The 13,133-nt window shown below is 62.3% G+C and carries 11 protein-coding genes and 1 pseudogene; 6 read left to right on the forward strand and 6 right to left on the reverse strand.

Annotation, left to right across the window (positions count from 1 at the left end; translation table 11 throughout):
* Window positions 1-20 precede the first annotated feature (20 nt).
* From AB3K92_RS21215 to AB3K92_RS21225, 3 genes are all read right to left on the reverse strand, one after another.
* On the reverse strand, window positions 21-527 hold the full coding sequence (locus AB3K92_RS21215) for a hypothetical protein (protein ID WP_369465755.1): 507 nt from the start codon (window positions 525-527) through the stop codon (window positions 21-23).
* Between the two features lie 856 nt (window positions 528-1,383).
* Complete coding sequence (locus tag AB3K92_RS21220) at window positions 1,384-1,941, reverse strand: hypothetical protein (protein ID WP_369465756.1); 558 nt, start codon at window positions 1,939-1,941, stop codon at window positions 1,384-1,386.
* Window positions 1,942-2,243: 302 nt separating this feature from the next.
* Window positions 2,244-2,702 (reverse strand): hypothetical protein, encoded by a 459-nt coding sequence (locus tag AB3K92_RS21225; protein WP_369465757.1) that lies wholly within the window; start codon window positions 2,700-2,702, stop codon window positions 2,244-2,246.
* Between the two features lie 549 nt (window positions 2,703-3,251).
* On the opposite strand from AB3K92_RS21225, the pseudogene AB3K92_RS21230 reads away from it, so the two are divergent.
* Window positions 3,252-3,757: pseudogene (locus tag AB3K92_RS21230) on the forward strand (transposase); the annotation flags it as partial.
* Window positions 3,758-3,905: 148 nt separating this feature from the next.
* On the opposite strand, the gene AB3K92_RS21235 reads toward AB3K92_RS21230, so the two are convergent.
* A complete protein-coding gene (locus AB3K92_RS21235) occupies window positions 3,906-5,417 on the reverse strand; it encodes an aldehyde dehydrogenase family protein (protein ID WP_021161161.1) in 1,512 nt (503 codons plus the stop codon).
* Window positions 5,418-5,783: 366 nt separating this feature from the next.
* Between AB3K92_RS21235 and AB3K92_RS21240 the strand changes: the two genes are divergently transcribed.
* The 4 genes from AB3K92_RS21240 (at window position 5,784) to AB3K92_RS21255 (ending at window position 9,852) form a co-directional block, all read left to right on the forward strand.
* The gene (locus tag AB3K92_RS21240) at window positions 5,784-6,023 is read left to right on the forward strand and encodes a hypothetical protein (protein ID WP_124628408.1); all 240 of its coding nucleotides are present in this window, start codon (window positions 5,784-5,786) and stop codon (window positions 6,021-6,023) included.
* 123 nt (window positions 6,024-6,146) lie between these two features.
* Window positions 6,147-7,631 carry an amino acid permease gene (locus AB3K92_RS21245; protein WP_230941579.1) on the forward strand — a complete coding sequence of 495 codons (1,485 nt, stop codon included), beginning with the start codon at window positions 6,147-6,149 and terminating at the stop codon, window positions 7,629-7,631.
* A 164-nt stretch (window positions 7,632-7,795) separates the two neighbouring features.
* Window positions 7,796-9,064 carry an NAD(P)/FAD-dependent oxidoreductase gene (locus tag AB3K92_RS21250; RefSeq protein WP_369465758.1) on the forward strand — a complete coding sequence of 423 codons (1,269 nt, stop codon included), beginning with the start codon at window positions 7,796-7,798 and terminating at the stop codon, window positions 9,062-9,064.
* Between the two features lie 113 nt (window positions 9,065-9,177).
* Entirely contained in the window at window positions 9,178-9,852 is a 675-nt protein-coding gene (locus AB3K92_RS21255) for a TetR family transcriptional regulator (RefSeq protein ID WP_011353990.1), read from the forward strand.
* Window positions 9,853-9,927: 75 nt separating this feature from the next.
* Here the strand turns inward: AB3K92_RS21255 and AB3K92_RS21260 are convergent, their stop codons facing one another.
* A complete protein-coding gene (locus AB3K92_RS21260) occupies window positions 9,928-11,712 on the reverse strand; it encodes a phospholipase D-like domain-containing protein (protein WP_369465759.1) in 1,785 nt (594 codons plus the stop codon).
* A gap of 105 nt (window positions 11,713-11,817) precedes the next feature.
* Window positions 11,818-12,576, reverse strand: coding sequence for a DeoR/GlpR family DNA-binding transcription regulator (locus AB3K92_RS21265; protein WP_021161157.1), 759 nt, complete (start codon window positions 12,574-12,576; stop codon window positions 11,818-11,820).
* Window positions 12,577-12,784: 208 nt separating this feature from the next.
* Between AB3K92_RS21265 and AB3K92_RS21270 the strand changes: the two genes are divergently transcribed.
* Entirely contained in the window at window positions 12,785-12,970 is a 186-nt protein-coding gene (locus tag AB3K92_RS21270) for a hypothetical protein (protein ID WP_021161156.1), read from the forward strand.
* Window positions 12,971-13,133 lie beyond the last annotated feature (163 nt).

Genomic DNA, 13,133 nt, shown 5'->3' on the forward strand with positions numbered 1-13,133 from the left:
AGCTCATACCAAGCCATATTTCACCTCCATTTATTAGAAAATACGCAGCACAACAAAGAAATAATCGCGACAACCCCTACAACAAAACAAATAACCAAATATCCACCAGCAAACAATGGCCCAACAATTCCAAGCCAGAATTTCGATTTTCCGACAGACATGAAATTCCAATCTAAATATTGACCATAGAAAATCAGCAGAAACACACTTCCGGATACAAAAAAGAGCGCAACCAGAAATGCGAGAATTTTTCTTTTCCACGAGTAACCGAAGTACCCAGCAACTATTTCCTCCCTCTCCGCATAACAAAAGCGGAAAGCTTCAAAGATTCTGAGAGGTATCGCGGCCAACATCAGTGCGAAATAGAGCGCAGTGACATCCGAAAACAGAGATTTCTCGATCGCCTTAGGTAGCAATGGAAATACTTCTCCGACGGCGGCCACCATTGGCTTCAGCACTGGCCAACGATTCAGCACGTCATCAGGTGCAAACCACGCGATCAGCGCGCCCGCGAGATGCAAAGCCATTAGTGCGGGACTTCGACGATAAAACTCGATCAAGAAGGAAAGAATATTTCGAGGCCCTTTGCCTCCGTCTTTCGCAATCAATAGCGGCCGACGGCATGTTTCCTCTTCGCTACCACCAGCGCATCTATGGCTTCTTGATTCCAGCGACCATCTCATATGCACACCCAATCAATTTTCTAAAACGTTACAAAATTTAATCCCAAAAAATCACACTGCCGACCGATTCGATTCAATACCATGAAGATATGGGAATAATTTAAAGAAAACAAGAAAACTCATTATTTTCATACACATACGAAATACAAAAAATAACTCTAAGTTCCCGTACTTGTACGATTACTTATCCCCGGCACGCCATCAACGAATCCACTCACGCGAAAACATCCCGACCTTCGCCCAATCAATCACCGCAGCAGAAAACAAAAATGCCGGCGCATGGTCGGCTTTCCCTATAGGCCGCCTCGACCTCTCGTGTCACTCCAACCATTACGGCCGAGTGATAGTCGTCTTTTTTTCCCGTCATGTATTCGTGCTCACGAGCCTGATCTCGACTGTGATTTACGTAATGTCCGATTTCATGGCTGAGCACACCAACAAACACTGCGGGGTCGAGGTCTTTATAAATTCCACCGTTATATTTTGAAAAGACAATCCCGGAACCATCTAGCCTCCAGAATATGCCACGCCCCCCCGTTTGAGACTTCCATTTCCCCGACGGCCCCACTAATTACATCAGCCTCATATGCAAGCAATTGCCGCACAAGAATGCCACTTTTATTGATAAGATCGATCCCCTCAGCATTGAGATGCAATTTGGTAAACATTTTTTTCACTGCCAGATATCATGACCATAGCACTATCTCCCCATAAATCCCTGACTCAACCCCACCTCAATGAGGCACCCATCGCTGCCAAATCTAAAATAAGCCTGAACGATCGCTGTTGAATCACCCCTATATATATACTCCCCACCGAAACCGACAAAATACCGACCCTTGCCATCAAAAACATCCAACAGATCGACATTCATCACGCACACCATATCCGGATTCAATTTGAATCGAATTTGAACCCTCATCGGCTCACCGGCGCCCCCAAAGAACATTCCGTAATAAACCGCCGAATCTTTTTCAAATTCTTTCGCCTGACGTTCGGCTCGCCGAACCAGCCGGCGTCCAAACACCGTTGATGCTCCAGACGCCATATAATTGGCATCCTCCGTCACTGAAAAATCGACACGCAAGCTCCTGCCGACCGCATCAACGTCAGCCAGATTATCTGAATCAACAATATTTTTTACATCTTGAAGAAATTTCCGTCGCTCACGAACAGGCATCTCATTCACAGGAAGGGGGGCACATGCCGCTATCGTAAATGCGACCAACGCTCCAAGTAAAATTATAAATCTACCCATTAAATCCCCCAACACCGCCCAACAACAAAAGCAAACCCTTCCGCCGCCTCACTCAAAAGTTCAAATACGCGATTAACACATGACATAAAATTTCAATAGCACGGCTGCCCACCTGAATATAATCAGGAGCAAATCAAGCGATCAGCACACTGAAAATGTGTAAAGTGAAAATTTGCCGACAGCAACAACACCTCAACAGCACCTCAAAAACTTATTTCTCGATGACGTCATCGAAAGCACTGCCGCAATCAACCAGATGCGTATTCACAAACACTTGCGTCTCATCCACCATCGCTCACACATCATGCATTCTGCCGATTTTTGTAAATACCAACTCGGGAGACGCATCCACCACCTGAAATATGAAAAATAATCCTCGTTTTTGCACCTTTATTGTCACGCACGTACATCATAAACGCATTTATATCCATAATCGGATATCCCCCAACATCGTCAAATACATCAATGAAGTCGTATGGCGCAATACAGATCACCTCAAAATCCACCGGAAACGATATCGAAACCCTAAATGAATCACTCCCTTTAGGCTGGAATATGTCATAAGTAAATTCTCGATCTCGATAATATTCTTTAGAAAATGCGTAGCGCGTCACATTGATGGAATACCCCTTGACAGAACGATTATCCTCTCCGATGACGGAAATCTTTGAATTTCGCTGATAGCCAACCCTCATCAACTTAGAAACGAATCCTACGTCTTCCAGATCACCCGAATCTGCAACAGCTTTGACATCACTCAAGAACTGATACGGCGACCGAATTGGCAGTTCACTTGCCGGCTTAATTACGCACGCCGAGGTAATCCCAACAACTAAAATTAGTAACCCTATATTTTTTGTACGAATCGCGTCTCTACCCACATCACCTCACTGTTCATATCAGTCCCCTGCCCACCTTCCCAAGCTCACCGCCCAACCTCCATCGGCCCCTCAAAAGATATAGAAAGAATTGAAAGAAAACAAGGGAAGTTATTATTTTCAGACACATACTAAAAACAATTTCGTAACTATCCGATTACTCACTGCCCCAACCTCATCAGCAAATCGACACGTTGAAAGCCCCCCAAGCCAGTTCGCAGCCCCTATAAGCCATCGGCTTATACACAATGCTGCCCGTCGCTCGAGCGTTCGGAGTGAGTCGTTTGAGGTCAATGCGATAGGCACCGGCTTGTAAACTTTCGGCGCGTCGCGTTTACTTTCACTTTTTGCGTGAATGCCTTGGCCCTGGAAACACCGTGCTGGACGGAAACTGAATTTGTCGACCTTGACCTTGGCGACGCGCGCTTGAACAACGAATACGTGTGTCCGCAGGGCCAGGCATTGCCTTACAGCACGACCATTCGGGTCGGCTACCGGGAATACAGATCCGACGCGCAGATCTCCCGGCGCTGCCCGGTACGGGCGCAGTACACGAACAGTGCGAACGCGGTGAAGGTGGGGCCCGCCATGTCTGGGAGCGCGCCAACGAGCGGGGGGCGCCAGGCGGCTAACAGAGTGGGGGCAACGCGTTTACGCGCGGCGCAAGGAGACGATGGAGCGCAGCTTCGCCGATGCCAAGCAACTGCATGGGCATCGTTATGCCCGCATGCGGGGGCTCCGCAAGGTGGCCGAGCAGTGCTTGTTGGCCGCGATGGCACAGAACATCAAGAAGATTGCGATGCTGCTGGCACGGCAGCGGAAAAAGGGGCCTGCGGGTTCCCGATTGGCTATTCGCACGCGGCCTGCTGTTCCTGGTATGCCGTTTGTACAGCCCATCGGCCTACTCGCTTCCCGCAATCCTCCAAGCCGGCTCCTAGAAAAACAAAACCCCACGCTTCGAAAAACGTGGGGTTCGTCAGCAGTCCGAGCCGACGTATGGCCGGCTTTCCCGCTTGAAACGATTACGACGCTACATCAGTCGCCTGATGGAATCATCGCAAACAACATGCCAATGCCACCCCGACATCAAACATCAAACTTCACACCCTGCGCCAGCGGCAACTGCCGGCTGTAGTTGATCGTATTCGTCGCGCGGCGCATATACGCCTTCCACGCATCCGAACCCGACTCGCGGCCGCCGCCCGTTTCCTTCTCGCCGCCGAATGCGCCGCCGATCTCCGCGCCGCTCGTGCCGATGTTCACGTTGACGATCCCGCAGTCGCTGCCCGCTGCCGACATGAACTGCTCGGCCTCGCGCATGTCGTTCGTGAAGATCGCCGACGACAGGCCTTGCGGCACCGCGTTGTGCAGTTCGATCGCGTCGTCGAAGTTGTCGTAGACCATCACGTACAGGATCGGTGCGAACGTCTCACGCTCGACCACGGCCGATTGCTTCGGCATCCGCACGATGGCCGGACGCACGTAGTACGCATCCGCGTGACCGACGTCGACGCGCTCGCCGCCCTTCACCTCGCCGCCCTGCTCGCGTGCGTCGCCCAGCGCCTTCTGCATCGCATCGAACGATGCGCGATCGACCAGCGGGCCGACCAGCGTGCCTTCTTCAAGCGGGTTGCCGACCTTCACCGACGCGTAGGCCTTCTCGATGCGCGGCAGCAGTTGCTCGACCAGGCTGCGATGCACGATCAGGCGGCGCAGCGTCGTGCAGCGCTGGCCGGCCGTGCCGACCGCCGCGAACGTGACCGCGCGCACCACGAGATCCAGGTCCGCGCTCGGCGCGACGATCATCCCGTTGTTGCCGCCGAGTTCGAGGATGCCGCGCGCGAGACGCTGGCTCAGCACCTTCGCGACTTCCTGGCCCATCCGCACGCTGCCCGTCGCGCTGACGACCGGCACCTTCTTCGACGCCGTCAGCACCTCGCCGACATCGCGCATGCCGAGCACCAGCTGGCTCAGGCCCTTCGGCGCGACGCCCGGATGTGTCTTCTCGAACTCGCGGAGCGCCTTCTCGAGCAGCACGTGGCACGCGATCGCGGTGAGCGGCGTCTTCTCGGACGGCTTCCACACGACCGAATCGCCGCACACGAACGCGAGCGCCGCGTTCCAGGCCCACACCGCGACCGGGAAGTTGAACGCCGAGATCACGCCGCACACGCCGATCGGGTGCCACGTTTCCATCATCCGGTGGCCCGGGCGCTCGGAGGCGATCGTCAGGCCGTAGAGCTGGCGCGACAGGCCGACCGCGAAATCGCAGATGTCGATCATTTCCTGCACTTCGCCCAGGCCTTCCGACGTGATCTTGCCGGCTTCGAGCGTGACGAGGCGGCCCAGTTCGGCCTTGTGCTCACGGAGCACGTTGCCGAACACGCGCACGAACTCGCCGCGCACCGGCGCCGGCACCGTGCGCCACTTGAGGAATGCGTCGTGCGCGGCGTCGATCTTGCGCTCGGCGTCGGCGGGCGTGTCGACGGCCAGCGTCGCGAGCGTCGCGCCGTCGAGCGGCGAACGCGCGGTCAGCGCATTGCCTTTCCACTGGGCGAGATCGATATCGAGCGCGGCAAGAATGTCGTTGAATTGCATCACTTCCTCTTCAGGGACAGATTGATCGGTGCGGCGGCAACGCCGCCCGCGTGATTCGATTGGAGCGCGTTCGCGCGCCCTGTGCAAGCGGATGCGCCGCGCGGCAGGCCCGGTGCGCCGTGCGGCGCATTGCGCCGCGCCACCGCCGGAAGCCCGGCCGGACGGCGCGCTCCCGCCTCGCAAGGCACGATCCATGAAACACATTGTCGGTGGCCACAAGTCGGGCCGCTATTGATATTAACTCACGACTTCATTCCGAAAACGCAACAACTAGGCGCACCGATCCGATGCGCTTGCGCGCCGATACGGGACGTTTCCAAAGCCCGTAGACGGGCAGGAGGACACATCGCAACACGACGCAAGTTGATGACAATCCTGCATCACCCTGTGCGGAAATATCGTTTGCCGGCCGTGCATCGGGCACACACAATCGTTGCGACGTCGAGGTGCAACGCACCCGGCGCGCCGCCGGCCGCCACAACGGCAGCCGGACGCCTGACGAAGGCGACACGCACCGCGCCCCGGCTCACCGGCGCGCTTTCGCACCGCATCACCGCTGCCCGGCCCGCCGCCGGCAACGCGTCGCGCTTCGTCACCGAAAAATAATCCCGGAGACAGCGCCCAGCGCCCGCCATGCATTCAGATGCCCGCCCCGATTCACCCCGTCCGTCCGGCTCGCCGCCCGCGAAGCCGTCCCTCCACCGTGCGCTGCAGGCACGCCATCTGCGGATGATCGCGATCGGCGGCTCGATCGGCACGGGCCTGTTCGTCGCGTCCGGCGCGTCGATCTCGCAGGCCGGCCCCGGCGGCGCGATGCTCGCGTACCTGGTGATCGGCCTGATGGTCTATTTCCTGATGACGAGCCTCGGCGAAATGGCCGCGTTCATGCCGGTGTCGGGCTCGTTCGCGACCTACGGCGCGAAGTTCGTCGACGAAGGTTTCGGCTTCGCGCTCGGCTGGAACTACTGGTACAGCTGGGCCGTGACGCTGGCGGTCGAACTCGTCGCCGCGCAGCTCGTGATGCATTACTGGTTCCCGCACGTGCCGGGCGTCTGGTGGAGCGCGCTGTTCCTGACGTTGATCTTCGCGCTCAACGCGCTGTCGGTGCGCGGCTTCGGGGAGGCCGAATACTGGTTCGCGCTGATCAAGGTGCTGACGGTGCTCGCGTTCGTCGGCGTCGGGCTGCTGATGATCTTCGGGATCATGCAGGGCGGCCCGAGCGCGGGCTGGGGCAACTTCACGATCGGCGACGCGCCGTTCGCCGGCGGCTGGGCAACGATGCTCGGCGTCGCGATGATCGCGGGCTTCTCGTTCCAGGGCACCGAAATGATCGGCGTCGCGGCCGGCGAATCGGAAAACCCGCGCACGACGATCCCCCGCGCGGTCAAGCAGATCTTCTGGCGCATCCTGCTGTTCTACGTGCTCGCGATCTTCGTGATCGGCGTGCTGATTCCCTATACCGATCCGAGCCTGCTGAAGAGCGACGTGACCGACATCGGCGTGAGCCCGTTCACGCTCGTGTTCCGCCACGCGGGCCTCGCGTTCGCGGCCGGCGTGATGAACGCGGTGATCCTCACGGCCGTGCTGTCGGCCGGCAACTCGGGCATGTACGCATCCACGCGGATGCTCTACAACCTCGCGGTCGAAGGCCGTGCGCCGAAGATCTTCGCGAAGCTGTCGCGCGGCGGCGTGCCGCGCAACGCGCTGTATGCGACGACGGCCGTCGGCGCGCTGTGTTTCCTCACGTCGCTGTACGGCGACAAGACGGTCTACCTGTGGCTGCTGAATACGTCGGGCATGGCCGGCTTCATCACGTGGCTCGGCATCGCGGTCAGCCACTACCGGTTCCGCAAGGGGTTCCTGAAACAGGGCTACCGGCTCGACCAGCTGCCGTACCGGTCGAAGTGGTTCCCGTTCGGCCCGCTGTTCGCATTCGCGTTGTGCACGGTCGTCGCGCTCGGCCAGGATTACCAGGCGTTCCTCTCCGACAAGATCGACTGGGTGGGCGTCGCCGCGACCTACATCGGCCTGCCGTTCTTCCTCGCGATCTGGCTCGGCTATGCACTCGTGCGCAAATGCCGCCTCGTGCGCTACGAAGACATGGAAATCGCGCCGTGGATCGAACGCAACGTGACACCCGAAACCGCGCCGCAGGCCGAAACCGGCTACGCGGGCTACATCGCCCGTCCGGCCAACCCGACGCCGGGCACCTGACCGCGCGAGTCGGCCCGCACCGGCCCGCCCCAGCCCACTTCGCACCGGCCGCCGCCCAGGCGCGACAGCCGGTGCCCCACGCCCCCATTCGACGCGGCGCGCGCGTTCAGGCAAGATCGACGCGCGCCGCCTGTTTTTCCGCCGTCACGAGTCAACGAAATCGCATGCAGAACTTCTACGAAGCCACCGTTACCCGCCAGCCCTACCCGCAACTGACCGGCACGATCGATACGCAGGTCTGCATCGTCGGCGGCGGCCTCGCCGGCCTGTGCACGGCGCTCGGCCTGGTCGAGCGCGGCGTGCATGACGTCGTCGTGCTCGACAGCGAGCGGGTCGGCTTCGGCGCCTCGGGCCGCAATGGCGGCTTCGTCTTCGGCGGCTACAGCCTCGACAACGCCGACCTGCTGCGCACGCTCGGCCGCGACGAGGGGCGCCGGCTATACCGGCTCACCGTCGATGCGGTCGACCTGATCCGCGCGCGGATCGCGCGCTACGGCATCGACTGCGACATCGTCGACCAGGGCGTGATGCTTGCGAACTGGTTCGACGATCCTTCGAGGCTCGACAGCGTGCGCACGCTGATGAAGGACGAACTCGGCGTCGACTGGGAACCCGTTTCGACGGACGCGCTGCGCAAGCGGCTGAAGACGCAGCGCTATTACGGCGGCCTGTTCGAGCCGAACGCGTTCCACTTCCATCCGCTCAAGTACGTGCTCGGCGTCGCGGCGGCCGCATCGCGCGGCGGCGCGCGCGTGTACGAACGCTCGGCCGCGCTCGGCATCGCGCGCGAAGGCGCCGGGTACGTCGTGCGCACCGCACAGGGCACGGTGCGCGCGAAGGACGTCGTGTTCGCCGGCGGAGGTTATGCACGCGGCGTGTCGCCGCGCATCGAGCGCGCGGTGCTGCCGATCGCGACCTACGTGATCGCGACCGAGCCGCTCGGCACGCGCCTGCCCGACGCGATCGACGCACCGTACGCGATCTACGACACGCGTTTCGCGTTCGACTATTACCGCCCGCTGAAGGACTCGCGCATCCTGTGGGGCGGCCGGATCTCCGTGCTCGACCGCGGCCCCGACGCGATCGCCCGCCTGCTGCGGCGCGACCTGCTGCGCGTGTATCCGCACCTGGAAGATGTGAAGGTCGACTACGCGTGGGGCGGGCTGATGAGCTACGCGCGGCACAAGATGCCGCAGATCGGCCGCGACGCGGACGGCGTGTGGCACGCGATCGCGTTCGGCGGCCACGGGATGGCGCCGACCACGGTCGCCGGCGAAGCGCTCGCGGCCGCACTGGCCGAAGGCCGGCCGGTGCCGGAAGGCTTCAACGCGTTCGGGCTCACGCGCACGTTCGGGCTGGCGGGCCTCGCGGCTGCGCAGCTCACGTACACGGCGTACCAGGCCCGCGACGCGCTCGCGTCCTGCCGCCGCTGAGCGGCCGCAGCGGCCGGAACCGCCCCGCCGATTAGAGAGGAAGGTCGGCCGGGCGGGGATTTCCCGCATGCTAGAATGCCTTTTCCACGCCGCCGAAGCCACAATAAAGTCACATGAAAGCAGGAAGCAAGGCCGCCACGTCCGATACCCGCGCGCTTCCGTCCGATGCGCGGCGCAAATACGATCCCGAGCAAACCAAGCGCAACATCCTCGATGTCGCCACGCAGGAATTCTCCGCGATGGGGCTCGCCGGCGCGCGCGTCGACGCAATCGCCGAGCGTACCAACACGACGAAGCGGATGCTCTACTACTACTTCGAAAGCAAGGAAGGCCTGTACGAGGCCGTGCTGGAGAAGGTGTACGGCGACATCCGCGCACTCGAGCAGGAGCTGCACGTCGGCGACATGGAGCCGCGCGAAGGCATGCGCCGCCTCGTCGAATTCACGTTCGACTATCACGACAAGCATCGCGACTTCGTCCGCCTCGTGTCGATCGAGAACATCCACGGCGCGAAGTATCTCGAACAGCTCAAGTCGTTCAAGAACCGCAACGTCAGCATCATCAAGACGCTCGAGGAACTGGTCGAGCGCGGCGCGGCGAGCGGCGCGTTCCGCAAGGACATCGACGCATTCGACCTGCACCTGCTGATCAGCTCGTTCTGCTTCCACCGCGTGTCGAACCGCTACACGTTCGGCGCCGCGTTCGGACGCGACCCGTCGGCGCCGCGCCTGCGCGCCCGGCATCGCGACACGATCGCCGACGCCGTGCTGCGCTACGTCGCCGCATAAGCGACGGCGGCGGCCGGTTTCCCGGCCGGCCTCATACCGGGCGCGCGATATCCGCGCCCGTCGCCTTCTCTTGGGTCAGTCCGTCGGCGCGGCCGACGCCAGTGCGATCCGCGCCTTCTCTTCCGGGCTTCCCGCCACGTAGTACTTCTTCGCCCAGCTCGAATCGGGCGCAAGCGCGAGCCGCGCATGCGTGCCCGTGCCGTGCTGCTGCTTCGCATCGATCGCCAGCGCCCGTGCACGATAGTGCTCGTAAAGCCGCAGGAATTCCGCGAGATAGATCGCCGCGATCCGCTTGTCGCGGATCTCGAGCAGGTTCTCGTCGTTGTACTGCTCGGAATTGCGGCTCATGTTCGCCGAGCCCGTATAGACGACCGGATTCGCGCCTTCCGCGTCGATCACGATGAACTTGTGATGGATCACGACCGGCGGAAAGGCCGGCGCCGGCTCGCCCGGAAAGAGGCGCAGCTCGGGCTCGAAACCCTGCGGCACGGTGGCCGGCGAGAAATACGCGGCATCGATCACGTCGCGGTTGTCGCGGCTGCGGTGATACAGCTCGAGGTTCGCGAGCGTCGCCGCATCGAGCGTCTGGCCGGCCTGCTGCGCGGCATCGGCCTTCGTCGCGCTGCCGGCGTTGATCCTGTTCACCAGCCCGAACATCATCAGCCCGCGGTCGCCGGCCGCGAAGCACGCGTCGCGCAGCGCCGCGTCGGTGGGCATGAACAGGCAGAACGACACCGAATGCTTCGCGGCCGCGATCGCGGCGACGATCGTGTCGATCTCGGTGCGCTGCCCCGCCGGTTCCGGCGAAAACGCGAGCCGCACCTGCGCGCTGCCGATCGTCATCGGTTCCGACCAGCCCGGCGACAGCCGCGCGGTCGCCGCGATCGACGGGTTCCCGGCCAGCGCATGCGCGCGCTCGTTGTACAGCGCGGCGAGCGCGGGCGAGTCGAACGCATGCAGCACGTTGGCCTGCTCGGTCAGCCCCTCGGTCGTGAAGTTCGCGGAACCGGTCAGCACACGCGCGGGCGCCGGGTTCGACGCCGCATCGGTCACGATGAACTTGTCGTGCATGATGTGCGTCCTGTCGCGCGGCGCGAGCGTCGCGAGCCCCTGCAGCGCGTCGACGGCCGGCTGGTTCGGCGACGGTAGCGGCGGCTTGCCCTTGCGCGCCGTCGTGTGCGCGTCGTAGACGATCGCGAGCGACGCTTCACCGTGGGTGCGCCCGAACGCTTCGAACGCGGGCAGCGCCCACAGCGTGTCGGTCAGGTGATAGACGGCCGACGCCGCGCGCGATGCCGGCTCGAGCATCTCCGCGAACACCTGCTCCATGTCGTTCGCGAGCCAGGTGCGCAGCTTCAGCGCCTGCGCGGCGCTCGGCGCCGCATTCGGCGCGAGGCCCAGCGCCGCCACCTGCTTCGCGAACGCCTGAGAACTGACCACCGCGCGGTTGAACCACGTGCCGATGCCGTCCTCGACATGGGCGGGCAGCACGACGTCGCACACGCCGGCTTGCGCGTCGAGTACCTGCAGATTCGCCGGCGTGCCGACGACCGGATACACGTCGTAGCGAAACGACGCGCCGCGATCCTGCGGATCGATGCGCGCGTCCCACCACATGAATTTCTGGATCGGCGCCTGGTCGGTCGGCGCGTCGCCCTGCGTGTGCGCGGCCGGGCCGTCGAACGTCAGGCGGTTCGGGAGCCAGCTGTCCGGCGCGCGCGTCTTGCCGTCGGCCGACCAGAAGCCCGGCGTGCGCCGGATCGCGAAACCGAGGAAATCGGCACGCGACGCCGCATCGGGCCAGTCGAAGGCCAGCAGGACCAAGGTGGGGGAAAGATAGCTGCGCACGCTGACGGTCATTCGTTGCTCCCTGGCCTGGCGGCCGGTCGAGGTGAATGAGTCAGTCTTGACGGCAGTTCTTCCCGCGGAATGACGGTTCGATGAACCTTGTATGTCCGGCGCGCGTCAGTCGCACACGAGCAGCTCGATCCCGCGCGCGGTCAGCGCGCGGCGCACGGCCTTGTCGGGCGCGCGCTCGGTCACGAGATAGCGCGCGGCGGCCGTGCCGTTGATCCGCACCGGCGTCACGCGGCCGAATTTCGAATGATCGGCGACGATCATCGCGGTGCCGGCCGCCGCGATCATCCGGCTGCGCACCTCGGCCGCGAGCCGCGAGTAGTCGGTGCATTCGCCGTCGGGCGTGATGCCGCCGGCGCCGATGAACGCGAAATCGACGTGGTACTGCGCGAGTTGCTGGATCGTATCGAGCCCGAATGTGGCGTCCTCGTCGTCGGACAGCTCGCCGCCGAGCAGCGTCACGCGATTGCCGTTGCGTCGCGCGAGCACGAACGCGGTGCGCCAGTCGTTCGTGTAGATCGACAGCCGGTGCCGGTCGGCAAGCGCGAGCGCAACCGCATGCGGCGTGCTGCCCGAATCGATCAGCACCGACGCATCGTCGGGCACGAACTCGGCTGCGCGCCGCCCGATCGTGCGCTTCGCTTCGGCATTCGCGGCTTCGCGCTCCGACAGGCTCGGCTCACGGCGATCCGCGGCCAGCGCGCCGCCGTGCGTCATCACGAGCAGGCCGCGTGCGGCCAGTGCGTTCAGGTCGCGCCGCACGGTCTCGCGCGACACGTCGAGCGAGCGGACGAGTTCCGCGACCGACAATGCGCCCGATCGTCCGAGCTCCGACAGGATGAATTGATGACGTTGTTCCGCCAGCATCGCGTGTGCGCCCGAGGCGACTGGTAATGGGTAAGCCGCCCATTGTATTACGGCCGTTTGACCGGCATTTGACGGCGGCGGGACGCCGGGCGGGCCGCGTTTCCCGAAAGCGAAATTCTGTATTGCCCGACGCGCGCGAATCGGCGCGGCGCCGGTTGCTACACTTTGCGCTTCGCCGAACGACAGACCAAGCAAAGGGGCTCGCGCCATGTATCGCAAAGGCAGTGTGATCGAAATCCAGTTTCCACCCGAACGACTCAACGACGCGGCCGGCGATCCGTACTGGATCGACCTGACGCTCGACGAGGCCCGCCGGCTCTACGAACAGCTCGCCACGCGCTTCGCGACCGACGCCCGCGCCAACCAGCCGCTCGACACGTTCTCGATCGACTGATCTCCGCTGCTTCACGCCCGCCCGCTGCGCATGCCGGGCGGCGCTCCTTCCGTTCCCTCGGCACCGACCGGCCCGCACCGACGGCCGCACGTGGCGCACATTCGGCACGCGGCATGAGTGCAGGATTCGACAAGACGCCGGCATCGCTTCCCCCGATACTGGC

Source organism: Burkholderia sp. Bmkn7 (assembly GCF_041103175.1).
GTDB lineage: Bacteria > Pseudomonadota > Gammaproteobacteria > Burkholderiales > Burkholderiaceae > Burkholderia > Burkholderia cepacia.

Coding starts and splice junctions, on each gene's coding strand:
- AB3K92_RS21215 (WP_369465755.1), bottom strand. CDS start 527: ATGGCTTTGCATCTCGCGGGCGCGCTGATCGCGTGGTTTGCACCTGAT.
- AB3K92_RS21220 (WP_369465756.1), bottom strand. CDS start 1,941: ATGGGTAGATTTATAATTTTACTTGGAGCGTTGGTCGCATTTACGATA.
- AB3K92_RS21235 (WP_021161161.1), bottom strand. CDS start 5,417: ATGCAATTCAACGACATTCTTGCCGCGCTCGATATCGATCTCGCCCAG.
- AB3K92_RS21240 (WP_124628408.1), top strand. CDS start 5,784: ATGACAATCCTGCATCACCCTGTGCGGAAATATCGTTTGCCGGCCGTG.
- AB3K92_RS21245 (WP_230941579.1), top strand. CDS start 6,147: ATGATCGCGATCGGCGGCTCGATCGGCACGGGCCTGTTCGTCGCGTCC.
- AB3K92_RS21250 (WP_369465758.1), top strand. CDS start 7,796: ATGCAGAACTTCTACGAAGCCACCGTTACCCGCCAGCCCTACCCGCAA.
- AB3K92_RS21255 (WP_011353990.1), top strand. CDS start 9,178: ATGAAAGCAGGAAGCAAGGCCGCCACGTCCGATACCCGCGCGCTTCCG.
- AB3K92_RS21260 (WP_369465759.1), bottom strand. CDS start 11,712: ATGACCGTCAGCGTGCGCAGCTATCTTTCCCCCACCTTGGTCCTGCTG.
- AB3K92_RS21265 (WP_021161157.1), bottom strand. CDS start 12,576: ATGCTGGCGGAACAACGTCATCAATTCATCCTGTCGGAGCTCGGACGA.
- AB3K92_RS21270 (WP_021161156.1), top strand. CDS start 12,785: ATGTATCGCAAAGGCAGTGTGATCGAAATCCAGTTTCCACCCGAACGA.